The following is a 24163-nucleotide window of genomic DNA, read 5'->3' on the forward strand; positions in this document are numbered from 1 at the left end:
GGAGAGTATAGCGTTTCGCTATTAGATAGAGCTTTTAGTGGTGACAATCACCCGGGACTATACTGGCGTGAATATGGTTTGGTGTATAAGCCGATAACTTGCGACAGAGAAAATAAAAAGCTTAATATGGTTGTAGAGATTACACCTCATAAAGTTAAAGCTCAGAATGAGAAAGATGGAAAAAATGAGGACGCCTATACCTTTATTAACTTTTTAAAAGAGCGAATGGCTCAATTGCTTTATTCTTCTAAAGAAATCGGCGAGCTAATGGAGCTTGGTTCATCGCTCGATCTAATTTTTATTGATTATGAAACAAGAAAAGAGATTGATAAAAGCACTTATGATTTTGCGGGTTACAAAGCGTATAATGAAAAGTAGGTATAAGTTCAACTACCTGACAATTGAGATTATCGAGTATTCGCCGCGAGAGTTAAATAAGATAGCTAATTTTTGCTTTGCTTCAATTGGAAAGCGATGCAACGGATAGAATAGCCAGCTTTTTAAATTGCCAGATTGTTTATAAATTTAAAGGAAGGAAAATGTTATGAGAACACTGTTTTTAGTATCAATTGCTATATTTTTAATAGGGTGTGTAGAACCGGACCCGGAAAGCTACTATGGAAGGGTTAATAGAAAAGATGAGTTTACGAGCAACTTTCAAAGTAGAAGGCTTGCTAACGAGCTAATCGTCTTATTTGATATGGGCGAAAAATCTCAATATGGAAACGATTACTTTGATAATTCGCTTAAGATAGCCGATTACGAAAACGATGTAAAGCTTTCGGAAGTTAAAAGCTTTTTAGCTTCAAAAGGAGCTGCGCCGTTACGCGTTTATGAGCGCGCGGTTAAGAGTAGCGGTAAAAATAAGTTTAAGAGATATTCGGGCAGGCTTAATGCCGAAGTCGCTTCTCTCGTTCCTTTCGATACTCAGTTTCGAAAAGCGCAAAAGAACTGTTTTGATGGCACTTCCCTATGCTTATTTAACGAATTTCCTTTGCTAACCGAAACGGATGTAGAAGGAGATATGGCTTCAATTATGATAAATTTTGTTGAAGTAAAGTCGGCTTTCAACAACTATAAAGATGGCTTTACGCCAGTAAAGATTACCATCCATACTGCAACTTACACTGGAGCGAAGCTCAACGCTATCTTAAGTAAAATTCCGAAAAAAGCATTTGAAAACAATGAGTTAAACTAAATAGTAGAGTCGGATGAATGAGGTAGAATGGCTCAATAAATACGGCTTTTGCTAGGAATGGTTTTAGGCGGCGAGGGATTTAGTTAGAATTTGCCCGATCTGGGGATTGAAACTAAAAAGCTCTAAATTTAATCTCTCTCATCGATTATATTTGATTAGAATCTCCCCGATATAGGGGATTGGTTCCTCTTTGCACCCAAAATTTTCAATCTACCCTCCCCTGATTTAATTAAAATTTCCCTCTCATTTTTCAAAGTTTTCCCTTGGCTGACAGAATCTGACACTACTGCTTACTATAATTGCGTTCAAAGTCGGAGGTAAAACGCCGACGAGATCAATTAAAGGAGTTGTAATGAAAAAGATTGTGTTGTCGCTAGCAGCGGCTGGAGTTATGAGTGGCGCTTTGGCGCAAGAGGTGCCGAATTTAGCCAATATCGCACCGAGCAATTACGGCTCGTACGTCCCTACGCTTGATTTTTACGTCAAAGGCAAGGATATAACGGACAATATGTCTTTTGCGGTAGGACTAGACAATAAATTCGGTCTAGCTCGAGGCGTTGCTTCGGCTAGTTCATTTTGCGTAATTTTTCAAAAAATAATTTAAGTTTAGTTGCGATAAAATTTCAAAAATATAACACGAAGGAGGCAAGATGGCTAAATACCTATACGGCGCGAGTATCCAGGGTATACAAGAGTATATTTGCGCCACTGGAAGCTGGAAAGAGCAAACAAAACAAAAGAAGCCCGAAAAAGATAGAGACTATCAAGATACATTAAAGATAATGGCAATGCTTAAGGAATTTGAGAAATGACGCATTATGAAAAAAGAAATTTACAAAAAATAGTTGCCTCTCTTTTGGGAAGCTCCCTTTTGGAGCGCAAAGCATTTATTATTATAGTCGGCGTATTGCTATTTTTCGCTTGGTTGCCGGATGGAATGTCATCGCTACTAGATAAAATTTTCGGTGGTGAAATTTTAGAATGGAGCGCCAAAGACGGCACTATGCTGGTTCAAATTTTGGGCTCCCTATTAATTTTTTGTGAAATCAAACGGATAATTCCCAAAAGCATTCCGAATGTCGATATAGATATAAATGATATGCCTAAGAGGGCTAAAGTTTTGGTGCTATTTTTAAGTGAAAATAATAGTGAAATGGAAGAAATTTTAAAATTTAAAACTATCGATGAGTATGGAAGAAATAATTATAGGATGCCACTAAAAGCGATAGATTACCACAAACAAAGGCTTAAAAAGATTATAGTCGCTTGTTCTGAAAAATCCCACGGCGATAGAGATAAATTTTTAAAATGCGTGCAAAATCTCTTTGGCAAGGAGCTTGCGGATATGGTAAATATGCGATATATAAAGAATTTTGAAGATGCTAAAAGCGTCTATAAATTTTTAGAGAGCGTATATAACCAGCTTAAGCAAGAGGGCTTTATGGAGGACGACGTCGTATTTGACGTTACTGGTGGGCAAAAAGCGGTAAGCATAGCCGGAGCGATGTTTGCGATACCGAACGATAGGCACTTGCAATACGTTTCTACGAGCGATTATACCGTTAGGCATTATGATTTAACTTATATACAAAACGAGGAGTAAAAGATGAAGGTTGTAACGATTTTAGGCAGAATTGCGAAAAATGAAAAATTTGGAATTCCTATTTATAAGTATGATGAAAAGCTGGCAGAACAGTATTCTCTAAAAAGAGAAAGATACATAAATATGCTTCCGCTTTTAATTGATAATTTTGGTGCGCAAAATGTAGTGCCTATCTTTACGAAACTGGCTAAAGAAGCTCAAACTAAGGTTTTGATGGAAGAATTTCATGCTGAGTACAATGAAATTTTTGATGATAGAAATTTTATAGATGACGAAAAGGACTTTTATAAAATTTTACGCATCATAAATGATGCAACATCCGGCAATGAAGAATATATAATTGATCTATCCCACGGATTTAGGCATATTCCTATTTTGGCTACCATTTCGCTTATTTCTCAAAGTCTAAATAATACGAATAAAATCAAACATATATTTTTTGCGAAAGAGAAAGTGCCGTATAAAAATTATGAGATAATCGATTTAAAAGAGTATTTAGAGCTTGCGAATATGTCATACGTGCTAGAGAGCTTTAATCACAACTATACGGTAGCCTTGGTATCTAAGTTTAAAAATAAGAATTTTCGTGATTTGGCAAGTCAACTTTCAACTATATCAAATCACATATTATCAAATTCACTAAAAGCTCTTAACAATGATATTAGCAAAATTTTAAATAATATAGATTTTATTTTAAAAAACGAGCAAATAGAGACATTTAAAAGTAGCCTTGAGGATATACGGCAACACATTATGGAACTCCAGAGAATAGGCGTAGAAAAAGATTCTACAAAATTTTACAAGATGTCTAGAATTCTAACCCCTAAAGGCTATTTGTTAAATGCTATAACTTTACTATTTGAGGCTATCGGATATTATTGTGCAGAGAGTTTCGAGTGCTTTGGCGACGATATAAAAACGCATATAAACAACTTTAAGAAAAGTAAAGAATTCAATGCTTATGATTTGACACATGAGTCTAGGACTTTTGTAAAACGGATGAAGTTAAGGGGTGAGGTATATTTAACAGAAGATGGCGGCATGGCGTACACTAGTATACAAAAGAAACTAAAAAGTATAAAAGCTCTTAGTAATTTTGGCGATTTCATAAAAGATGCAGAAAAACTAAGAAATAATCTAGCTCATGGTAATGCCAACGAAAGGATAGAAGACTCAAAGCAAGAGTTATCAAGATTATTAGATAAATATAATTCATTTTGTATACAGCAAAATATATTGGGAAATAAAATATGAAAATCCTCTTTACACTAATAAACCACACCTTGACGTTGGAGCAAGAAGAAGATGCGAGGAAGAATTTAGATGTTGATAAATTCGTAAACATAGCCGATGCGAGGTGGAGCGATATCGACCCGTCTGAAAAAAGCATAATAAAATTTGTTGAAACATATAAAGATAAACTTAAAAAGCAAGCAAAAGCGGGTGACGTATTGCTGGTGCAGGGTGATTTCGGAGCGACTTATAATATGATAAGGTTTGCTAAAAATATGGGTCTGATAGCTGTGTATGCGACTACTAACCGCATCGTAAGTGAGCAGGTAGAAAACGACAAAGTCGTGATTAAACGAGAATTTAAACACGCAAGATTTAGAGAATACGAGGAGTTATAATGTCATCAGATGCAGACAATAAAACGATAGTTATCTTTGAAATTTTAAAAAAGCTAGTTGCAAAGCAAGAAATTTATCTTACCGATACAGAGCTTTTAGATGAGTTAAGGATTAAGGAAAGAACGCTTAGAAGGTATATGGGCGAAATCGACAAGCTATTTCCAGATGCTTTTAGGATAGAAAGCAAGCTCATAGGGCATGGCAAGAGACCGGTAAAAGTATTAAGAGTATATGATAAAAACAAAGATATAATCGGCGTTTTAAAATGTCTTTTAGAATATGGCAATGATCTAGGCTGGTTAATTAGTTTATTAAACGAAAATGATCCTAGCTTATTTAGCGATTTAGATAAAAATGAAAAAGAGAAGGTATCTGCACAATTAAAAGAGAATTCAGGCATATTTTTATTCAGAACCAATCCTTTGGAGATATTGCAAGACGAGCCTAGTAAGAGGTATTTAAGCGAACTTCGCAATGCCGTTATGAATAGAGAATACCGAGATATTAAGTATAAATATATCGGTGAAATGGAGAATTTAATCGACGTAAAGTGCCTAAAAATAGTTTTTACAGATAGTAATTGGTATCTGGCTATCGAGGATGTTAAGGGAAATTTTAGGCTTTTAAGAGTGGCTTTTATCGTATCGCTTAGCAAAAGCTCAAAAAAATACGAAGGAAAGATCTTGAAGGAATACAAAACGTATTTTAATAAGATACAAAATGCTATGAGCTTGCCCTCCGAGCCATTGCGAAGGGCGCTATTAAAAGCCTCCCCGAAAGTGGCTATATATTTTAAGGAGGGTATGAAGCTGTTTTTCCCAACTCAAAAATTTAAAAAGAAGCTGGGCGACGGCAGCGTTACTTTTAGCATAAATTTCACTCAAGATATGGAGATATTACCGTTTATAAAAAAGTGGCTTCCCGATATAGAGATACTTGAGCCGGAAGATCTAAGAAAAACATTTAAAGAGCAATTAAAAGCGGCTCTTGATATATTAAGTAAGTAGGAAAGACGCGCGTTGTCGTGCTAAGGGCGCAACAAAATTTAATCTGAGTCTATTCACGCGCTACGAAGCGGTAAAATTTTAGAATGTTTGATGAAATTCGAAGCGCATAAAGCCTCGTCGCAATCTCATATAAAGATCGTGTGCCGTAAGCGGCAGTGGCGAGATCATAATACTATACAGAGTGGATTTGCACGGGGATAAATTTATAGGTGAGTGATAAAATCTAATTAAAATTTAACGCAAAATCTCATAAAATTCTGCTCGGCGGATTTTTGCAAATAACGTGCCTGTAGTATTGTCTTGGACGAAAGCGGAGCCGAAAAGCTTCTAGGCGCAGGTGATATGCTAGTAAAACTAAGTGGTTCACAGCCGCAGCATATATTTGCACCGTATTTAAGCAAGGGCGATGTTAAACGGCTTTTAGAGCTAAAATAGATCGCTGATTTTGTCACAATATGCTAGGATAAAAATAGCTAAAAGCCCTAAATCCTATGTCGTAAAATTTGCATCGCTAAAAAATTTTATAAATTTCATGGTTTAAATGCCCTTGAAATTTCAAATAGAATTTTGTTGCAGCGGTTGCGGCGTAGTAGCTCGTAAATTTAAAGCGAAAGCCTAAAATTTTGCAGCGATCTATACCTTAAATCAGAGCTTTAATTCAATCCTGCCAGATATTTTCGTTTAGTTTCAGGCTTTTTACGATGGAGAGAAAGAATAGAAGCTCGTGCTTGATAAACGCGGCGGGATCAAAGCCAAATACGCTGCGATCCACGCTAGGCTCGAAACTATCGTATCCCGTGCGGATGAAAATATAGACGTTTCTACCGGAAAAACTTAAACTGATCGATCCGCCGGCACCGCTTCTAAAGCGAAGCAGGCGCCGCATAAAGGCGGGCGTGATGGCATACATTGCAGACACGCATCGGCGCTATACACGTTAAATGCGGAGCTAAACTCGCTATCATCCATCGCGATCTTCTTAAGTCCGCCGAGTATTGGCCTCGCGCTGAGCGAAGGCAGGATCACCGCCACCGAGTTTACGCGCTTTTTAAATTCCGCGTAGAAAAAGATCCCCCTGCTGCTACGTCGTTCGTCAGTATGAGTCACGCAAACATCCGCAAAGCTGAAAAATACTCCGTCATAGACGCCGGAAATTTTATCTTCGCAATCAAAATAGCTTATGCCGTCCACAAATAGACCGCTAGCGCGCAGATACGCCGGCCGAAACGAGCCTGAAATTTCGTAGCGATAACCTAGGCTTGCAATATAGGGCGCAATATATTGGTGTTTAAAGGTGCGGACGAATTTTTTGGATCTGTTGTATTTGATCCGCTCCAGCGCGGCATCCGCGATATTAAACAAAGAAAGACAGATGGTTACGAATGCGATGACGAAGCGCAAGGTATCATTCTCGCACATTTCTACGCCTTTGGCAAGCATCCACAGTAAGGTGCAAAAGATAAATACGCGCACTATATTTGCATCTTTATTCACTACTCTAAAAGAGATGCTGCCGCAGCTAAATACCACTATGATCCAGCAGAGGCCTACTGCTGCTTCTTGATCTCTAAAATTGAAAAATAGCCACAGCGCCGAGGCCAGCACTGCCAGTGCTATTATCGAAAACGCCGTGCCTTTGCGCTGCTCCGCCTCATCTAGGATGCCTAGTCTTAGTTTTTCCAGTTCGTTTGCGGTCATCTTTCTCTTTCTAAATTTATCGAAGCAAATTTTAAAATTCAGCTTCGAATCCGCCCCTAAATTTAAAGAACTAAGCTTTAAAATTTACAAAATTCCGCGGAATTTTGCTCTTTAAATTTAGCGCGAATCTCTGCGCTAAATTTAGCTTCGGCACAAAATTTCTACGATCACCTGCGGCAATAGCTCATGCTCGATCTCGTGGATTTTGGCCTCATAAGCCTCAAGGCTCATTCCCGCGCTCTTTTCAAACGCGCGCTGAGCGATGATCGCGCCGCCGTCAAGCTCCTCGCTGACCCAGTGCACGCTCACGCCGCCCACTTTCATATCGCTCTCGAAGCTCTGCTCTATCGCATGCGCGCCCTTAAAAAGCGGCAGCAGCGACGGGTGCAGGTTTATCGCGCGAACCCTGCTCGTAAAAACGGGCGTGAGAATCCTCATAAAGCCCGCGAGTACCGTAAGCTCCGCGCCGCTTTTTTCGATCTCGCGCACGAGCGCGGCGTCGAATTCCTCGCGGCTAGCGAAGTCTTTGTGATTTAGGATCACGCTTTTTAGACCGAATTTTGCGGCCTTTGCTATGCCTCCCGCGTCCGCTTTGTTGCTTAGCGTTAGCACGACCTTGATCTTGGTTTCGCCAAAAACCTTGCCGTGCAGCTTCTGCAAGATCGCCTCTAAATTTGAGCCGCTGCCGCTAAAAAGCACGGCGAGCTTTTTCACAACCATTTTACCTCCTCGATGAGATCGAGCGGACTTAGAGCGTAGGAGTTTTTGGCGAAGGCTCGCGCGGCGAGTGCGTGGGCTAGGACGCCGCAGATTGAGGCTTGCAGAGGCGAGTAATGTTGCGCGAGCAGCCCGCCGATGAGCCCTGCGAGTACGTCGCCGCTGCCGCCTTTTGCGAGCGCGGCGCTTCCCTTGTCGCAGACATAAATGACGCCAGCTTGCGCGATGAGCGTGTTTGCGCCCTTTAACACGAGTACGCCGCTAAATTTCTCGCTCCATGCCCGCGCAAGCTCGAAGCGCCGCTCTTGTAGCTCGCTCACGCTAAGATCCGCGATACCTGCGATCTTTAAAAGCGAGCAAAACTCCTTTGGATGGGGCGTTAGGATTAAATTTGAATTGGCGTTTAGTAAGCTTAAAATTTCGCTCTCGTAGCACAGATCGGCGTCGATGACGCAGCTTTTGTCCCGCAGCGCGGCAAGATCGATCTTTTGCTCTCCGAGGCCGCAGCCGCAGACTACCACCCGCGCTGCATTGAATGAGCTTTTTTGCATCAAAATCGGGCTTAAGTTTAACGGCTCATCGCTAACGACGCTAACGAGCCCGCTGCCGATCGCGTGAGCCGCTAGAGCCGCCATCTGCGCCGCTCCGCTCATCTGTCCGCTTACGACGTAGGTGTGCCCGAAGTCGCCCTTGTTGGTGTTTTGCTTCGTGCGCAGCGGCAGCCTCAGATCGCTTTTTTGAAGCAGAAAATATTCGCTCTGCTCCTCAAAATTTGAGCGCGAAATTCCAAGATTTGCGACCTTGATCCGCCCTACATAATCCTTCGCCGCATCCGAAAACAGCGCGAGTTTGAGCGCTCCCATCGCGATCGTCAAATCCGCGCAAAATGCACCGTCTAAAACGCGCCCGCTCTTATCGATGCCGCTTGGGATATCGACTGCGATTTTTAGGGATTTCGTGCCGTTTGCGAGAGATAAAATTTCACAAATTTCAGCGCTTAAGGCTTTGTTCAAACCGCTGCCGAAAATCCCGTCGATTATGCAGTCTGCGCTTATAATTTCATCGCGCAGGACGCTCGGTTTGCCGCATTCGTTGCCTAGCTTGCCGAAATCGCTGCCGTGCTCCGTGGTTTTAAATTTAGCGCTCGTAAATTTTAAGTCCTTAAATTTTACGCATAGTTTATCGCCGCCGCCCGAAATGTCCGCGCCGCTTAGGCTTTCGCGCTCGCGCTGCGGCTCGCTCGCGCCAGCGTCTTTTAAATAGGAGCCGCTTGCACTTTCATGCGCGCAGACATCCCTGCTAGACGCGCTGTCTGCGTGCCCGTAAGCGTCTTTTGTGCTTGCGATGTCGATAAGCTTAACGCTCGCAGCCCGCGCCGCATCAGCTTGAAATTTACCTGCCGCGCTTCTGTTTTGAAGCACGCAAAGCGCGGTGCAGCTAAAATCGCCGCTTAGCCTTCGCAGCGCCGCCATCGCGTCGGCGCCGTTGTTTCCGCCGCCGCAAAGCGCCAAAACGCGCGAACCCTTTTTGAGCCGCTTTCTGATCTCGCTCTCGATCCTGCCAGCGGCGTTTTCCATTAAAATTTGCTCGCTAAGCCCAAATTTCGCACTAGCTCGCGCGTCGAGCTCCTCGGTGCTAAAGAAAATTTTTTTCAAATTTCGCTCCTTATGCGAAAGCTAAGAGCCTCTAAAATATGCGCCTTGGCGATGATCTCGGCGCCTGCTAGATCGGCGATCGTGCGCGCGAGTTTTAGCGTCTTATTCACGCCGCGCTGCGAAAGATCGTAGCGGGTGATCGCCGTTTGCAAAACCTCTCGCGCAGCGCTTTCGCAGACGCAAAATTTTTCGGTCTCCTCGTCGCGTAGCTTTGCGTTTAGCTCGCTCTGTCCGCGAGCCTTTTGCGCGCGAAACGCCCGCAGCACCGCATCTGCCATCTCCTCGCTGCAAACGTCGCTTCTGTCGTCCGCGCCGATCTCGTCCATCGCGACGTATATGTCGATGCGATCGAGCAGCGGCGCGGAGATCGTGTTTTTGTAGCGCCTGATGTCGTTTAGCGAGCAGGTGCAGGTTAGGTTTTTGGAGAATAAATTTCCGCACGGGCAGGGGTTTTGCGCCGCGACGAAGATAAATTTCGTTTGGTATTCGACCTTGGAATTTACGCGCGAAATCAGAATTCTATTATCCTCCAGCGGCTCGCGCAGGCTTTCTAAAATTTGCTTGCCGAAGTGCGGCAGCTCGTCGAAAAACAGCTCGCCGCCGTTTGCAAGCGCGACCTCGCCGATCTTTGCGCCGCTACTGCCGCCGCCGAAAATCGAGCTGCGCGTGCTGGTGTGGTGCGGCGAGCGAAAGGGACGTAGCGCGCTAAAATCGACGTCTTTGTTATTTAACGACTCGTAGGCGCACGAGAGCAGCACTTCGCCCAGGCTCTGCGGCGGTAGAATTCTGGCTATCCGCTTGGCGCACATGCTTTTGCCGCAGCCTGGGCTGCCCTCAAAGAGGATGTTGTGCATACCGCACGCGGCGATCAGGCTCGCGCGCTTGGCGCGCTTTTGCCCTTTGACGTCTTTGAAATCGAGCGAAAAATCGCGGTTGGGGACGTAAGCTTGCCCGCCAATCTCCACTACGTTTTTAAAAAGCGGATGGGTTTCTCGCATGAGCCTACTTGCGGCGAACTCCTCGTCTAAAAAAAATCTGACCGCGTCGCTTAGGCTATCCACCGCATACACGTCGTAGTTTGGGATCGTGCAGGCCTTTAGAGCTATGCTTTGCGGCACTAAAATTTTAGCGCGCCTCACCTTCGTGCTTAAAAAAAGCAGGATCGAAAAGAGGCTCGCCGTGCTCTTTAGGCTGCCGTCTAAACCGAGCTCGCCGAAGACGAAAAAATCGCCGTCGATGCGCTCTTTTTGCAGCGCGATGAGAAGCGCGATCGCAAGATCGAAGTGCGAGCCGTTTTTGGGCGTGTCGGAGGGGGAGAGATTTATGATGATTTTGGATGCGGGAAATTTAAAATTTAGGCTCATAAGCGCCGCTTTTACGCGACTTTCGCTCTCTTTTATCGTAGCGCCCGCAAGGCCAACGATATTAAATCCAGGCAGTCCCCGCACGAATGTCGACTCGACCTCTACGGGGATCAGTGCATCCGTGAAGGCAGCGCATTTTAGGGATTTCATTTCGATTTTTCTTTTAGACTTTTTTTGAATTCTTTATCAAATTTTTTGCGTTTGTTGTATCCGATGCGCTCGATGAAAAGATGTCCGTCGAGGTGATCTATCTCGTGCTGGATACAGACGGCTAGCAGCTCGCTAGCGCCTATTTGCTGGGTATTGCCGGCGCGGTCTTGAAACTGCACCGTGATAAACTCGGCGCGCGTGACGTCCTCGTAAAAGCCCGGTACCGAGAGGCAGCCCTCCTGGAATACGACCTCGCCTTCCTTTTTTAAAATTTGCGGATTGATGATCTCGATGAGGTCTTTTTTATCTTGGATTTTTTCCTCATTGGCTAAATTTATAATCAAAGCGCGCACGGGCCTGCCTACCTGGATGGCGGCAAGGCCTATGCCGTTTTTTGCGATCATCGTCTCATACATATCGTCTAAAAGCTCGCCCAGTGCCGCGTCGAATTTCACGACCTCGGTCGATCTTTGGTATAGCTTTTTATTCGGATAGGTAAGGACATCCAGGATCATCTATTTAAAGCTCTTTTGAAGTACTTGATCGATCAAGCCGTATTGCACGGCATCCTCGGCGCTCATGAAAAAGTCGCGATCGGTGTCCTTTTCGACCTGCGCGAGATCTTTGCCGGAATTTTGCGAAAGGATGTTATTTAAAATTTCTTTCATTCGTAAAATTTCTTTGGCTTGGATCTCGATGTCGGTAGCTTGGCCCTGCGCGCCGCCAAGGGGCTGGTGGATCATTATGCGCGAGTTTGGAAGCGCGTAGCGTTTGCCTTTGGCGCCGCAGCTTAGCAAAAACGCTCCCATCGACGCCGCTTGACCGATACAGATCGTGCTTACGTCGGGTTTGATATAATTCATCGTGTCATAAATGCTAAATCCGCTCGTAACCACGCCGCCCGGGGAGTTGATGTATAGATAGATATCCTTATCCGGATCCTCCGCTTCCAAAAACAGAAGCTGCGCGACGATCGAGCTTGCCACTGCGTCGTCAATCTCGCCGCTAAGCATTACGATACGGTCTTTTAGCAGCCTCGAGTAGATGTCGTAGCTGCGCTCTCCGCGACTAGTTTGTTCGATAACGTAAGGAATCACCATCTATTCGCCCTTCTCTTCTTTTTTGCCCTGCTTTGAGAAAATATCGTTAAATAGCTTCTCCTCTATAAGTGCCATTTTAACGGCCGGCAGCATGCCGTTGTTGCGGTATCTATTTAGATGCTCCTTCGGATCGGCGCCGTATGTGTAGGCCTCCATATAGACCGCTTGGACGAGCTCCTGATCGCTCACGTCGATATTGCGTTTTTTGGCTAGCTCGTCTATTAAGAATGTAAGTTTTACGCTGTTTTCGGCAGCCTTTCTAAACTCTTCGCGCTTTTTATCCAGGGCGTCTTTGTTGTTTTTAAATTCCTCGATCTGCTCTTTTGAAAAGCCGCTCCAGGCGTTGTTAAACTGCAAATTTATCTCCTGCTCAACGATCGCTTTTGGAAGCGCGAAGTTAAATTTCTCGGCGAGCGCATCGGCAAATTTAGGCTTTAGATCCTCGTTTATCAGCTTTTGAAGCTTATCGTTTTTGATGCGCTCTTTGATGCGCGCTTCAAATTTCTCCTTGCTCGGCTCTTTCTCGCCCGGAAGGGCTTGCTTTAGCTCCTCCTCGCCGAGCTCTTTGGCAGGTTTTTTAGCCTGAATTTCATGAAGCTTGACTTTAAAAATCGCGTCCTTGCCGGCTAAGCTTTTCGCGCCGTAATTCTGCGGAAATTTAACCGCTACGTCGCGCTCCTCGCCCACTCTAAGCCCGATCATACCGTCTTCAAAGCCAGGGATAAATTGATTTGAGCCGATTTGAAGTACGTAGTCCTCGGCCTTGCCGCCGTCGAATGGCTTGCCGTCCACGAAGCCTTCGAAATCAAATTTTGCAAAATCGTCTTTGGCTAGAATTTTTTTGTTGGTTTTAGAAAGCGGAGCGATCATCTGCAAAAATTCCGCTACTTTCTCGTCGATCTCTTTTTGAGTAACGCGCGGGCTGCTAAATTTAGGGATCAGCTCCTCGTACCCCTCGACGCTAACCTCCGGTCTGAAAGAAATTTCGATCTCGACATCGATGTCACCTTCTTTTTCGTCAAATTTAGAAAAGACCGGCTCGGATAAAATTTCATCTTGTTTTTTCTTTAAAATTTTAAGAGACTGATCGATCATATCTTTAAGAAGCTCCTGCTTTGCATCGCCCTCAAGCTGCTTGCCGTATCGCTTCAAAACCACTGCGGTAGGCACTTTACCCTGTCTGAATCCGTCGATTCTTAGCTGCTTGGAGGCCTTTTTGGCTAGCTCTTCTACTTTGGCTGCGATCTGCTTTGCTTCGATCTTGCTCGCAGCTACCGCATTCGCGGCGTCTTTCATTTTTGCTTTTACTTCCATAAAATTCCTTTAGAAAATTTAAAAATAGCTCGTAATATATCAAAAAATTTCTTATTTAAAGTATAAATTCCTAAAATTTACCGAGCCTAAGCGGCTCGCGGCTTTTAAATTTTAAAATTTTAAGAGCCCGCCTTGAAATTTAAAGCGGGACTAAGGCTAAAATTTTACCGATACGTTAAACATAAACTGCCGCGCGTAGCTCGAAATTTTAATCGAAATTTTAAAATTCATCAGCGTTATAAAAGGCGTTTTTGAGTAATATCGCGCATCGATCTTTAAGGAATTGCTAAAAATGGACGAAAAAAGCCGAGCTAAATTTGAAAACTGCGTGTCGCAGATGCTTGAAATTTTAGGCGAGGATCCGAAGCGCGACGGGCTTGCGAAGACGCCCGAGCGCGTGGCTAAAGCCTATGAGTTTCTAACTAGCGGCTACGAGCTGGATCCAAAAGAAATTTTAAACGACGCGCTGTTTGAGAGCAGCAACAACGAGATGGTTTTGATAAAAGATATAGAATTTTATAGCCTCTGCGAGCACCATCTGCTGCCGATCATCGGGCGTGCACACGTCGCGTATATCCCGAATAAAAAGGTCGTAGGGCTTAGTAAAATTCCGCGTATGGTAAATATTTTCGCGCGCAGGCTGCAGATCCAAGAGCAGCTTACCGAGCAGATCGCAAGCGCAATCCAAGAGGTGATCCATCCGCTCGGCGTGGGCGTGGTGCTGCAGGCGCGGCACATGTGCATGGAGATGCGCGGCGTGCAAAAGATCAACTCGACCACGACTACGTCGGCGCTTAGGGGACTTTTTATCAGCCGAAACGATACGCGCAAGGAATTTTTCGATCTAATAAATTCTCCGAAAACTTTTGGTTTTTAAAACGGCAAGCGTTAAAGAAAAATTTAGCAATTATGTTATATTATCGTGCGAAATTGATAAAAGAGCGAAATTGTCTGATTAAATTTCAGGCAAATTTTTAGAAAGGAATTTTATGCAGCGCGTTTATTTGGATAATAACGCCACTACGATGGTCGATCCTGAAGTTTTTGAGGAGATGAAGCCGTTTTTTTGTGATAAATACGGCAATCCAAACTCCCTTCACAGCTTCGGCAGCGAGACCCACCCCGCGCTAAGAACTGCGATGGATAGGCTCTATGCAGGACTCGGTGCTGCGGATGCAGACGATATCGTCATCACGAGCTGTGCGACCGAAAGCAACAACTGGGTTTTAAAAGGAATTTACTACGATAAAATTCTAACCGGCGAGAAGGATAATATTGTCATAAGCTCCGTAGAGCACCCTGCAATCAGCGCGACCTGTGCTTTTTTAGAAAAAATTTGCGGCGTAAAGATCACGCGCCTCGGCGTCGATAAAGACGGACTAATCGATCTTGACGAGCTTAGCGAAAAGATCGACGACAAAACTGCGCTTGTTAGCGTGATGTGGGCAAATAACGAAACCGGCACGATCTTCCCCGTAAAAAAAATCGCACAAATCGCACACGAGCATGGCGCGCTATATCATGCCGACGCGGTGCAAGCGATAGGTAAGATAAAGGTGAACGTGCGCGATGCGGATGTGGATTTTTTGAGTCTTTCCGGGCATAAATTTCACGCTCCAAAGGGCGTCGGCGCACTCTACATAAAAGATAGTAAGCCACTTACGAGCCTACTTCACGGCGGCGAGCAGATGGGCGGGCGCCGCAGCGGCACGCTAAACGTCGCGGGCATCGTGGGGCTCGGTAAGGCTTTAGAGCTAGCGGATAAATTTATGGATTTTGAGCGCACTCAGGTAAGCAGACTGCGCGATAAGCTGGAAGATGCGCTTTTACAAATTCCAAACGTAAGCGTCGTGGGCGACCGCAGCATTCGGGTGCCAAATACCATCCTCGCCTCAATCCAAGGCGTCGAGGGAGAGGCGATGCTGTGGGATCTAAATAAAGCGGGCATAGCCGCTTCTACGGGTTCTGCATGTGCGAGCGAGGCGCTCGAGAATAACCCAATAATGGAAGCGATCGGCGCAGATAAGGAGCTGGCGCATACGGCGCTAAGGCTTTCGCTGTCGCGCTTTACTACGGAAGCGGAGATCGATTATGCGATCGAACATATTGGTAAAGCTATCGCTCGTCTGCGCGGGATTTCAAGCACGTTTGCTTACGCGCCGCAAGGTTATGAGAAAAATAAAGGATAAAAAATGGCAAAAAATAGTTTGATAAACGGCTCAATCTGGGAGCAGTACTCGCAAAAAGTGCAGGAGCGTATGAATAATCCTCGCTATATGGGCGAGATTACCGAAGAGGAGGCGAAAGCCAAGGGAGCCAAACTCGTGGTCGCGGACTTCGGCGCCGAGAGCTGCGGCGATGCGGTGCGGCTGTATTGGCTGATCGATCCTAAGACTGATAGAATTTTAGACGCTAAATTTAAAAGCTTTGGCTGCGGCACCGCGATTGCGAGTTCGGATACGATGGCTGAGCTTTGTATCGGAAAGACCGTCGATCAAGCGGTAAAGATTACAAATTTAGACGTAGAGCACGCGATGCGCGATAATCCCGACGAGCCCGCCGTACCGCCGCAAAAGATGCACTGCTCGGTAATGGCATACGACGTTATCAAGCAGGCTGCGGCGAATTATAAGGGCGTCGATCCCGCGCATTTCGAGGACGAGATCATCGTGTGCGACTGCGCGCGCGTGAGCCTCGGCACGATCAAAGAGGTGATCCGCCTAAACGACCTTCACACGGTCGAAGAGATCACGCAATACACCAAAGCGGGCGCGTTTTGCAAATCCTGCGTGCGTCCGGGCGGGCACGAGGAGAAGGACTACTATCTGGTCGATATTTTAAAGCAAACCAGAGAGGAGATGGAGCGAGAGAGGCTTCAGGCCCAAGCCGAGGCGAGTGCCGCCACTAGCGTGAAAGCGGGAGCTGAGATGAGCTTTGAGCAGTTAAATTTAATCGGTAAATTTAAAGCGGTCGAAGGGGTGCTTGACGAGGATATCCGTCCGATGCTTCAGATGGACGGCGGCAATCTCGATGTCATCGACATCAAGCCTGCAGACGACGGCAAAACGGACATCTATATCCGCTACCTAGGCGCTTGCAGCGGCTGCGCCAGCGGTGCGAGCGGCACATTATACGCGATCGAAAATGTTTTGCAAGAAAACCTTAGCCCAAACATCCGCGTAATGCCGATCTAGGGCTATTACTGCTACGTTTGCATCTTAGCTTAGTCTTACGAAATTTTAAGAGCTTAAGCTTCTGCGCAACAGCGGAGCTAAATTTCGCCCCTTAGCTAAATTCGCAATTAGACGCTAAATCTGCGTAGAATTTCGCCGTTTGCTTTTAAGAATATCGTAAATTTTGCTAAGGTTTTCTAGCGTGAAATCCATCCGTAGATTTTGTCTATAAAATTTAATTAAAAGAGCTTCTTTTTTCGCTCGTGCAAGTTTTTTATGAGATTTCGTTTGTAAATTGGACATAGAATTTCTCCGCGAATTTCATCTTTTCATAAATTTAGATGAAAATGCGCCATAAATCGCAGAATTTTAGCTGGCTATAATTTCTTTTTATTATAATTGCGCCTTATTTCAACTAAAAGGGGAGCAAATGAAAGTATTTGTTTTGGCGGCTCTACTACTTGGTTTTCTATCTGCAAATTCTTTGGATCAGATCAAAAAGGATAGGCTCGTTCGTATAGGTGTATATAACGATCAGCCGCCGTTTAGTGCGCTCGTAGACGGCAAATATAGGGGATTTGAGATTGCTCTTGGCGAAAAGCTCGGTAAGGAGATTTTCGGCGATAATCCTGGCAAGGTAAAATTTATCCCGATCACGGCTTCAAGGCGCATTAGCGCTTTACAGCGCAATGAAGCGGATATGGTGATTGCGACCTTTACTCCGACGCCCGCGCGAGCGAAAAAAATAGATTTTTCGGAGCCTTATTTTAAGGTGCAGGTAGGTGTGCTAGCCAAAAAAGACGAAAATGTCACGAGCTTCGATCAGCTGCGCAAAAAGAGGATTTTTGTCATCAAACACTCTCCTATTCACAATTTCTTACGCAAAGCGGGCTTTAGAAAGAATTTAAACTTTTGCGCCAGCTCGGCTAAATGCTACCGCGCTTTCAAAAGGGCGAAAAATGCCGTGCATGTCGATGATAATCTAATCCTGCACGCATACGCGATCATCGATAATAAATCGCAGGTTGCTTTAGATGGTCTAGGTAAGCAAACTTACAACGCAATCGCCGTGCAGAAGGGCAATAATGCGCTGCTAGAGCTAATCAATAAATCTTTAGCAGGACTAAAAAAAGATGGATTTTTGGATAAGACCTTTGATGATACGCTCGGGATTTTCTATCACGGCACGATCGATAAGAAGGAATTCTTGGTTGAATAAAATTTCGTGCAGAATTTAATTCGTGCGTTTGACTTCCGCGTAAAATTCAGTTCATTGTAATGATGGAGCGAGAAAAATACGTTGCGGGCTTAATTTGCTTTTAGAATTCGGTCTTGATTTTGCTTGCCTCTACTAAAACGCAAATTTTATCGAAATTGGTGAGGCTATTTAAAACGCGCGCACCACTAGCGCGGAATTCCATTTTCTGAAGTAAAATTTTTAAGCGATTTGGCTGTATTTAAAATTTACGCAACTTTTATAGAGCTCGTTTTAATTTTGCGTCTCACAAAACCCGCGCTAACTTATAAAATTCTATTTTTAGCTTTAAATACTTGCTTTCCCGCTACAGCTTTATGATTTAAATTTTAAAAATTCCTCTAAAAGGAGCTAAACTCCCAAGCGCTATTGCCGCCTCGGTATGGAGAATTTAAAATTTACGCCCTACATCAAAGACAAATTTTATGCAAAGTAGGCGCCAAATGAGCAGGCGGAGCAAATAATTTCAAATTTAGCGGCGCCTGTCTTATCGGGTGCCGCGAAGCTGCATTTTATAAAGACGCGGCGAATACAAAAAATGGTCGTAAAAATTTTACCTCAAGAGCCAATCCCGATTTACTTCACCAGTTCGTAATTATACTCTTTCGTGCCGTCGAGTAGATTTGTGACGTTGTAGCCTCGCTCGTTTAGGGCTTTGGCTAGCTTGGCGCTGCGGTTGCCGCTGTAGCAGTGCGTGATTATCTTTTTGTCTTTATTGACCTCAAGCATGTCCTTGTAGTTTTCTAAAGGCTCGCCGTATGGGATATTTATCGCGCCCTTCATATGTCCGGCGTCATAGTCTTTTTTCTCTCTAGCGTCGATAATCAGCACGTTCGGATTATTCGCTATTTTCAAAAACCCCTCCGCGTTTATGCTGCCGACCTTATACAGCTCGTAGTCATACTGCTTCACGCCGGGCGCGTTCATAAGCATGCTAAAGCCCTTTTGTTTAAGCAGATCAAGCGCCTTGCCGCTGCGGTTGCCTGTGTTGCAATAAAGTACGACGTTTTTATCCTTGTAGGCGTTTATCTCATCCAGCCTGCTTTCAAGCTGCTCAAGCGGGATGTTGATCGCGTGTTTTATGTGGCCTGCAGCGTACTCATCCGCGCTTCTGACGTCGATGACTAGATAATTTTCTTTCGCCCTATTGTCCTCCTCTATCGCTGATAGCGCCGCGCCGCTTATGGCGTAGCCGTTAGGCTGTTGCATCTCGGCGCCGCAAGTCGCAAAAGATCCCAATGCCGCCAGCAAAACCGCGCTTTTTAAAATTTTGTGAGAAATAAATTTCATATGTTTCCTTTAAATTTTAATTTTTAAAGCGGAGATTATATCGAAATTTTAGCTAAATAGTGTGAATTTACGCCGTTAGCAGATGTGAGCGATCAAGTAGGCGATTTACTTGCAAAAGCAAAAGAGCGATAAAATTTAAAAGTTCGGTCAAACGCTCGAACAATACCAAAAGATAGGGGTTAAAATATATAGACTGCGCCAAGTACGATAAGAGTTCTTAGACAAAAGCCGCCCGCAAGCACGCCGAGCTTTTATCTCCTTGCCGTCGCCGTGCACAGAGGCTCGCTCGTCACGCTTGCTTGCTGTCTTGGTCCGCGAAGCCTGCGCTTGAACTATAAAATTTTAACCTCTAGCTCAAGCGCGACGCCGAAGCGCTGCAAAACCCGCTCGCGAGCGAGATCTATCAGACTCATCACATCCTCAAAGCTTGCACCGCCGAAATTTATGATGAAATTGGCGTGCTGCTCGCTAAATTTCGCGCCGCCGATCGCGTGGCCTTTTAATCCCGCCGCTTCGATCAGCCTGCCCGCGGCGTCATTCGGCGGGTTTTTGAAGCAGCTGCCAAAGCTAGCTCCCTTTGGCTGGTTGGCGCGTTTGGCGGCGAAATCCGCGCCGAGCGAGACGTCAAAGCCGCGTGAAATTTTAAACTCGGCGCCCAAAATCGGCTCCTCGATCCCGCTTCTTCGGTAGCCGAAGCTTATCCGCTCGCGCTCCACCCAGCCGCGCGTTAGGCACACGGCAAGCAGGCTATCGCTGATGCTAGCGCCGGCGAGCCCCGCATTCATTTTGATTAGTCCGCCGAGCTGGCCTGGGATGTTTCGCAAAAACTCAAAGCCGCCGATGTTTTGCTTTTTGGCGAAGTTGTAAATTTTGCCCGACTTCGTCGCAGCCCCGATGCTAAGGACATCTCCGCTTAGGCTTATACGGTCGAACTCCTCGCTTAGCATCGCAAGGTGCGGCGGCGCGGGCGAGATGAGTAGATTATTGCCGCCGCCGATGATCGTGCCCCCCGCTATGCTCTCAAACTCCGCAAAATCGGCCTCATCTTTTAAAATTTGCACCGCAAAGCTCCCGCCGATGCGCACGGAGGTGTATTTGCTAAAATCTATCTGCTTTGTTTTCAAAATTTTGCCTTTTAAATTTCATTTTTTGGTTTCGTAAATTTAAAATTTCATGCTCGCCGCGTATCGTTTTAAAATTTAGCGGTACCGCCCCGCCGCAAGGTGCGAAACGCGAACACTATCTTAAAATTTAGTGCTGCTGCGATTAAATTTAGCTCGCCTGCGATACGTTTTCGGCGGCGCGCTACGTCGCACGCGCAGCTCGCACCCTGCGGTACAAAATACAGCCGCACAATGTACCTCCGCACCGTGAAATTTCATCGCCGCGTAGCCGTAAATTTGAGGCGGAACATCGCACCGCGACAATGGCGCCACAACACGCGGTCGATTGACGAAATTGGCGGCAAAATCGCGGCAAGCTCGGCGTCAAATTTCAGCTAAATTTTAATCTCGCTCGGCCTTACATCGGGTTTTGCCCGCCGCAGTCCGCAAAACGGATCTCGTTATATTCGCGCGGGATAAAATTCTCCTGCGCGCTAATCGGCGCAGGGTAAAATCCGCGCTCGTAACCAAGCTCAAACAGCCTATCCACCGCCCTTATCTGTGCCCCCGAAAGCTCGATCGAGGCCTCGTTGGCATAAAGGCTCAGATATTTTTCTAGCTTTGCGTCGTCCACGCGGATGAGATTTCGCTCCATGAGCATGTGCGACAAAAACGGCTTATGCGCGGTGGCGATACGCACTCCCTCCGTTAGCACGCGCTCGCACTCGATGGCGTCCGTTATCGGTAGGCTGCGGCGAACCGCCATGCCTCCCAGCGGTAGCGGCAGATTTTCGCCAGCCAGCTCGCTCCAAATGTCCCAGATCTCGCGCTCCACGCAAAGCTCGTCCGAAAAGTCCAAAATACTCTCGTGTATCAGCACGCCCGCGTCCACCTCGCCGCTTAAGACCGCGCTCTCGATCTCGAGAAAATTTTTATAAACTATGCGCGCCTGCGGGTAGGCCATGCGAAAAAGCAGGGCGTTTGTCGTGTGTTTGCCGCTTAGCGCGACCTTGAAATTTCGCTTTAAAACCGCGCCTTTTTTCTTGACGAGCTTTGGGCCGTAGCCATCGCCAAAGCTCACTGCCGTGCGCAAAAGCGCGTATTCGTCGCAGATGAGCGGATATAGCGCGAAGCTGATCGCCGTGGCCTCAAATATGCCTTTTAGCGCCTCGTCGTTTAGCGTCTGGATATCAAGCGCGGTGGCGCTAAATTTTAGATTTTTCGAGCTCACCCAGCCAAAATCAATCGCCTTATACATAAAAATATCGTCGGCGTCGGGCGAGTGAGCGACGTTTATATGCTTAAAAATCTTCAAATTTTATCCTTTTTGCTCCGCTTTAAATTTCGCGCGCGGCGCGCAGCTTGATTTTAAAATGTTGCGAAATTATAGTGAAATTTTGCTACAGCCCTCATAAAAATGCGGAATTTCTAAAGAAAAACGTGAAAACCAGGCGTGCTTAGAAGTGTAAATTTAATGCTCTCCGCTTGCCGCGCAGAGCTTCTGCGCTCCTTAAAAATTTCAAATTCCGATGCCGCGCCGAATTTGAGCGAATAATCAAAAATTCATTTCAAATTTGGTAAAATCAAGTGAATTTATTTTTAAGGAAAAACATGGACGAGGGAAAGAAAAAGACGCTGGATGCGGCACTAAAATCGATCGACAAAGCTTTCGGCAAGGGTACGCTGGTGCGGCTGGGCGATAAGCAGGTCGAGCCGATAGACGCCATCTCTACAGGCTCTGTGGGGCTTGACATCGCGCTTGGCATCGGCGGCGTGCCGAAGGGACGTATCATCGAGGTTTACGGGCCTGAAAGCTCGGGAAAGACGACGCTTACGCTTCACATCATCGCGGAGTGCCAAAAGGCGGGCGGAATTTGCGCATTTGTAGACGCCGAGCACGCACTAGACGTCAAATACGCTTCAAATTTAGGCGTCGATACCGACAATCTCTACGTCAGCCAGCCCGACTTCGGAGAGCAGGCGCTTGACATCGTAGAAACCTTAGCAAAGAGCGGCGCGATCGATCTTATCGTCGTAGATAGCGTCGCTGCGCTCACGCCGAAAAACGAGATCGAGGGCGATATGGGCGATCAGCACGTAGGGCTTCAGGCGCGACTTATGAGCCAAGCGCTGCGCAAGCTCGCCGGCGTCGTGCATAAGATGAATACGACGGTGATCTTTATCAACCAAATCCGTATGAAGATCGGCGCGATGGGCTACGGCACGCCAGAGACCACGACCGGCGGCAATGCGCTTAAATTTTACGCTTCGGTGCGCATCGACATACGCAAGATCGCTACTTTGAAACAAAATGAAGAGAGCATCGGCAACCGCGCCAAAGTCAAAGTCGTGAAAAATAAGGTGGCGCCGCCGTTTAAGATCGCGGAATTTGACATAATGTTCGGCAAGGGTATCAGCAAGGTGGGCGAGTTGATCGATTACGGCGTCAAGCTAGACATCGTAGATAAAAGCGGTGCGTGGTTCAGCTACGGCGACACTAAGCTGGGTCAAGGTCGCGAAAATGCTAAAATTTATCTAGAGAATAACCCTGCCGTCGCTGAAGAGATCACTGCAAAGATCCGCGAGCAGATGGGCAGCGTAAATTTCAGCGCAGACGCGGACGATGAAGAAAATTTACAAAGTGGAGATGAATGATGATTTATATCGAAGATGTTTATGCGATAGAGGTGTTAGATAGCCGCGGCAACCCGACCGTGAAGGCGACCGTGGCTCTAAGCGACGGCACCGTAGCAAGCGCGATAGTGCCAAGTGGCGCAAGCACGGGCAAACGCGAGGCGCTGGAGCTTCGCGATAAAGACGAGAGATACTGCGGCAAAGGCGTGCTAAAGGCGGTAGAAAACGTAAATTCGCAGATCGCCGAAGCCGTGATCGGGCTAGATGCCTTCGATCAAAAGGCGCTTGACGATGAGATGAGAGAGCTTGACGGCACCGATAACTACTCAAATTTAGGCGCGAACGCCGTGCTTGGCGTATCTATGGCGGTAGCGCGCGCGGCGGCAAAGAGCCTTGACGTGCCTTTGTACCGCTACCTAGGCGGCGCGAATGCCAGCGTGCTACCCGTGCCGATGTTTAATATCATCAACGGCGGCGCGCACGCGAACAACAGCGTGGATTTTCAAGAATTTATGATTATGCCGTTTGGTTTTGATAAATTTAGCGACGCGCTGCGAGCGGCGAGCGAAATTTACCACACGCTAAAAGGCCTGCTAAACGCAGCCGGCCACAGCACGGCGGTGGGCGATGAGGGCGGATTTGCGCCAAATTTAAACGATAACGAAGAGCCGATCAAACTAATCATGCAAGCTATCGAAAAAGCTGGCTACAAAGCGGGCGAGCAGATCAAACTAGCCCTTGACGTGGCAGCCAGCGAGCTATACGAAAACGGCAAATACAAGCTAGAAGGCAAGGAATTTAGCAGCGAAGAGCTGATCGAGCGATATGCGCAGCTTTGCGAGAAGTATCCGATATTTTCGATCGAAGACGGCCTAAGCGAAGACGACTGGGCGGGCTGGGCGAAGCTGACGAGCAAGCTTGGCTCTAAAGTGCAGCTCGTGGGCGACGATCTTTTCGTAACGAACGAGAAAATTTTACGCGAAGGCATCGCCAAGGGCGTAGCTAACGCGATTTTAATCAAACCGAATCAAATCGGCACAGTTAGCCAAACTATGCAGACGATCCGCCTAGCTCAGCGCAAAGGCTACCGCTGCGTGATGAGCCACAGAAGCGGCGAGAGCGAGGATAGCTTTATCGCAGACTTCGCCGTCGCGATGAATACGGGCCAAATAAAAACGGGCGCAACCTCAAGAAGCGAACGCAACGCAAAATACAACCGCCTTCTTGAGATCGAGCGCGAGACGGACGAGTTTTTAGGAAGCCGAATTTAA

At 46.1% G+C, this 24163-nt stretch carries 24 protein-coding genes and 1 pseudogene; 15 read left to right on the top strand and 10 right to left on the bottom strand.

Annotated features, from left to right (window positions below; translation table 11 throughout):
• From Q0537_RS05535 to Q0537_RS05575, 9 genes are all read left to right on the top strand, one after another.
• A partial coding sequence (locus tag Q0537_RS05535; RefSeq protein WP_299225795.1) for a hypothetical protein occupies window positions 1-378 on the top strand: 378 nt, incomplete at its 5' end.
• Between the two features lie 166 nt (window positions 379-544).
• Window positions 545-1198 carry a hypothetical protein gene (locus Q0537_RS05540; protein WP_299225799.1) on the top strand — a complete coding sequence of 218 codons (654 nt, stop codon included), beginning with the start codon at window positions 545-547 and terminating at the stop codon, window positions 1196-1198.
• 352 nt (window positions 1199-1550) lie between these two features.
• Entirely contained in the window at window positions 1551-1802 is a 252-nt protein-coding gene (locus tag Q0537_RS05545) for a hypothetical protein (protein ID WP_299225802.1), read from the top strand.
• 46 nt (window positions 1803-1848) lie between these two features.
• Window positions 1849-2010, top strand: a complete 162-nt coding sequence (locus tag Q0537_RS05550) for a hypothetical protein (RefSeq protein WP_299225805.1) — start codon at window positions 1849-1851, stop codon at window positions 2008-2010.
• Between the two features lie 125 nt (window positions 2011-2135).
• Window positions 2136-2801, top strand: coding sequence for a hypothetical protein (locus Q0537_RS05555; RefSeq protein ID WP_299225808.1), 666 nt, complete (start codon window positions 2136-2138; stop codon window positions 2799-2801).
• A 3-nt stretch (window positions 2802-2804) separates the two neighbouring features.
• The gene (locus Q0537_RS05560; RefSeq protein ID WP_299225811.1) at window positions 2805-4055 is read left to right on the top strand and encodes a TM1812 family CRISPR-associated protein; all 1251 of its coding nucleotides are present in this window, start codon (window positions 2805-2807) and stop codon (window positions 4053-4055) included.
• A complete protein-coding gene (gene csx20 / locus Q0537_RS05565) occupies window positions 4052-4432 on the top strand; it encodes a CRISPR-associated protein Csx20 (RefSeq protein ID WP_299225814.1) in 381 nt (126 codons plus the stop codon). The genes Q0537_RS05560 and csx20 overlap by 4 nt, the downstream gene beginning before the upstream one ends.
• Window positions 4432-5439 carry a WYL domain-containing protein gene (locus tag Q0537_RS05570; RefSeq protein WP_299225817.1) on the top strand — a complete coding sequence of 336 codons (1008 nt, stop codon included), beginning with the start codon at window positions 4432-4434 and terminating at the stop codon, window positions 5437-5439. Before csx20 ends, Q0537_RS05570 begins: the two co-directional genes overlap by 1 nt.
• A gap of 300 nt (window positions 5440-5739) precedes the next feature.
• A complete protein-coding gene (locus Q0537_RS05575; RefSeq protein WP_299225820.1) occupies window positions 5740-5874 on the top strand; it encodes a hypothetical protein in 135 nt (44 codons plus the stop codon).
• 223 nt (window positions 5875-6097) lie between these two features.
• On the opposite strand, the pseudogene Q0537_RS05580 reads toward Q0537_RS05575, so the two are convergent.
• From Q0537_RS05580 to tig, 7 genes and pseudogenes are all read right to left on the bottom strand, one after another.
• Window positions 6098-7137 (bottom strand): annotated as a pseudogene (locus Q0537_RS05580) (DUF3137 domain-containing protein).
• Window positions 7138-7278: 141 nt separating this feature from the next.
• Window positions 7279-7857 (bottom strand): phosphoribosylglycinamide formyltransferase, encoded by a 579-nt coding sequence (gene purN, locus Q0537_RS05585; RefSeq protein ID WP_299225823.1) that lies wholly within the window; start codon window positions 7855-7857, stop codon window positions 7279-7281.
• Entirely contained in the window at window positions 7848-9509 is a 1662-nt protein-coding gene (locus tag Q0537_RS05590) for an NAD(P)H-hydrate dehydratase (protein ID WP_299225827.1), read from the bottom strand. The genes purN and Q0537_RS05590 overlap by 10 nt, the downstream gene beginning before the upstream one ends.
• Window positions 9506-11023, bottom strand: coding sequence for a YifB family Mg chelatase-like AAA ATPase (locus tag Q0537_RS05595; RefSeq protein WP_299225830.1), 1518 nt, complete (start codon window positions 11021-11023; stop codon window positions 9506-9508). Before Q0537_RS05595 ends, Q0537_RS05590 begins: the two co-directional genes overlap by 4 nt.
• Entirely contained in the window at window positions 11020-11538 is a 519-nt protein-coding gene (gene def, locus Q0537_RS05600; RefSeq protein ID WP_299225832.1) for a peptide deformylase, read from the bottom strand. Before def ends, Q0537_RS05595 begins: the two co-directional genes overlap by 4 nt.
• A complete protein-coding gene (gene clpP, locus Q0537_RS05605) occupies window positions 11539-12123 on the bottom strand; it encodes an ATP-dependent Clp endopeptidase proteolytic subunit ClpP (RefSeq protein ID WP_295150849.1) in 585 nt (194 codons plus the stop codon). It lies immediately after the preceding gene.
• Window positions 12124-13437 (bottom strand): trigger factor, encoded by a 1314-nt coding sequence (tig, locus tag Q0537_RS05610; RefSeq protein WP_299225834.1) that lies wholly within the window; start codon window positions 13435-13437, stop codon window positions 12124-12126.
• Between the two features lie 292 nt (window positions 13438-13729).
• Here tig and folE point away from each other — a divergent pair, with 292 nt between their 5' ends.
• From folE to Q0537_RS05630, 4 genes are all read left to right on the top strand, one after another.
• Entirely contained in the window at window positions 13730-14314 is a 585-nt protein-coding gene (gene folE / locus Q0537_RS05615) for a GTP cyclohydrolase I FolE (RefSeq protein ID WP_297918758.1), read from the top strand.
• 112 nt (window positions 14315-14426) lie between these two features.
• Window positions 14427-15626: a NifS family cysteine desulfurase gene (locus tag Q0537_RS05620; protein WP_299225836.1), complete on the top strand. Its 1200-nt coding sequence runs from the start codon at window positions 14427-14429 to the stop codon at window positions 15624-15626.
• Between the two features lie 3 nt (window positions 15627-15629).
• Window positions 15630-16631, top strand: coding sequence for an iron-sulfur cluster assembly scaffold protein (locus tag Q0537_RS05625; RefSeq protein ID WP_299225838.1), 1002 nt, complete (start codon window positions 15630-15632; stop codon window positions 16629-16631).
• 409 nt (window positions 16632-17040) lie between these two features.
• Window positions 17041-17829 (top strand): transporter substrate-binding domain-containing protein, encoded by a 789-nt coding sequence (locus Q0537_RS05630; protein ID WP_299225840.1) that lies wholly within the window; start codon window positions 17041-17043, stop codon window positions 17827-17829.
• A 612-nt stretch (window positions 17830-18441) separates the two neighbouring features.
• Here the strand turns inward: Q0537_RS05630 and Q0537_RS05635 are convergent.
• The 3 genes from Q0537_RS05635 to Q0537_RS05645 form a co-directional block, all read right to left on the bottom strand.
• The gene (locus tag Q0537_RS05635) at window positions 18442-19155 is read right to left on the bottom strand and encodes a rhodanese-like domain-containing protein (protein WP_299225841.1); all 714 of its coding nucleotides are present in this window, start codon (window positions 19153-19155) and stop codon (window positions 18442-18444) included.
• Window positions 19156-19487: 332 nt separating this feature from the next.
• On the bottom strand, window positions 19488-20279 hold the full coding sequence (locus tag Q0537_RS05640) for a UDP-N-acetylmuramate dehydrogenase (protein WP_299225843.1): 792 nt from the start codon (window positions 20277-20279) through the stop codon (window positions 19488-19490).
• A 397-nt stretch (window positions 20280-20676) separates the two neighbouring features.
• Complete coding sequence (locus tag Q0537_RS05645) at window positions 20677-21573, bottom strand: menaquinone biosynthesis family protein (protein WP_299225845.1); 897 nt, start codon at window positions 21571-21573, stop codon at window positions 20677-20679.
• A gap of 296 nt (window positions 21574-21869) precedes the next feature.
• Between Q0537_RS05645 and recA the strand changes: the two genes are divergently transcribed.
• Window positions 21870-22913, top strand: coding sequence for a recombinase RecA (gene recA, locus Q0537_RS05650; RefSeq protein ID WP_297897512.1), 1044 nt, complete (start codon window positions 21870-21872; stop codon window positions 22911-22913).
• Complete coding sequence (gene eno / locus Q0537_RS05655) at window positions 22913-24163, top strand: phosphopyruvate hydratase (protein WP_299226155.1); 1251 nt, start codon at window positions 22913-22915, stop codon at window positions 24161-24163. Before recA ends, eno begins: the two co-directional genes overlap by 1 nt.

Source organism: uncultured Campylobacter sp., from assembly GCF_938017775.1.
Classification (GTDB): Bacteria; Campylobacterota; Campylobacteria; order Campylobacterales; family Campylobacteraceae; genus Campylobacter_B.

Excerpts from the sequence above, each read along its gene's own strand:
- purN (WP_299225823.1), bottom strand. The coding sequence starts at position 7,857 with ATGGTTGTGAAAAAGCTCGCCGTGCTTTTTAGCGGCAGCGGCTCAAAT.
- Q0537_RS05630 (WP_299225840.1), top strand. The coding sequence starts at position 17,041 with ATGAAAGTATTTGTTTTGGCGGCTCTACTACTTGGTTTTCTATCTGCA.
- Q0537_RS05560 (WP_299225811.1), top strand. The coding sequence starts at position 2,805 with ATGAAGGTTGTAACGATTTTAGGCAGAATTGCGAAAAATGAAAAATTT.
- Q0537_RS05635 (WP_299225841.1), bottom strand. The coding sequence starts at position 19,155 with ATGAAATTTATTTCTCACAAAATTTTAAAAAGCGCGGTTTTGCTGGCG.
- Q0537_RS05545 (WP_299225802.1), top strand. The coding sequence starts at position 1,551 with ATGAAAAAGATTGTGTTGTCGCTAGCAGCGGCTGGAGTTATGAGTGGC.
- tig (WP_299225834.1), bottom strand. The coding sequence starts at position 13,437 with ATGGAAGTAAAAGCAAAAATGAAAGACGCCGCGAATGCGGTAGCTGCG.
- csx20 (WP_299225814.1), top strand. The coding sequence starts at position 4,052 with ATGAAAATCCTCTTTACACTAATAAACCACACCTTGACGTTGGAGCAA.
- Q0537_RS05555 (WP_299225808.1), top strand. The coding sequence starts at position 2,136 with ATGTCATCGCTACTAGATAAAATTTTCGGTGGTGAAATTTTAGAATGG.
- recA (WP_297897512.1), top strand. The coding sequence starts at position 21,870 with ATGGACGAGGGAAAGAAAAAGACGCTGGATGCGGCACTAAAATCGATC.
- clpP (WP_295150849.1), bottom strand. The coding sequence starts at position 12,123 with ATGGTGATTCCTTACGTTATCGAACAAACTAGTCGCGGAGAGCGCAGC.
- Q0537_RS05540 (WP_299225799.1), top strand. The coding sequence starts at position 545 with ATGAGAACACTGTTTTTAGTATCAATTGCTATATTTTTAATAGGGTGT.
- def (WP_299225832.1), bottom strand. The coding sequence starts at position 11,538 with ATGATCCTGGATGTCCTTACCTATCCGAATAAAAAGCTATACCAAAGA.
- Q0537_RS05595 (WP_299225830.1), bottom strand. The coding sequence starts at position 11,023 with ATGAAATCCCTAAAATGCGCTGCCTTCACGGATGCACTGATCCCCGTA.
- eno (WP_299226155.1), top strand. The coding sequence starts at position 22,913 with ATGATTTATATCGAAGATGTTTATGCGATAGAGGTGTTAGATAGCCGC.
- Q0537_RS05625 (WP_299225838.1), top strand. The coding sequence starts at position 15,630 with ATGGCAAAAAATAGTTTGATAAACGGCTCAATCTGGGAGCAGTACTCG.
- Q0537_RS05570 (WP_299225817.1), top strand. The coding sequence starts at position 4,432 with ATGTCATCAGATGCAGACAATAAAACGATAGTTATCTTTGAAATTTTA.
- Q0537_RS05620 (WP_299225836.1), top strand. The coding sequence starts at position 14,427 with ATGCAGCGCGTTTATTTGGATAATAACGCCACTACGATGGTCGATCCT.
- Q0537_RS05550 (WP_299225805.1), top strand. The coding sequence starts at position 1,849 with ATGGCTAAATACCTATACGGCGCGAGTATCCAGGGTATACAAGAGTAT.
- folE (WP_297918758.1), top strand. The coding sequence starts at position 13,730 with ATGGACGAAAAAAGCCGAGCTAAATTTGAAAACTGCGTGTCGCAGATG.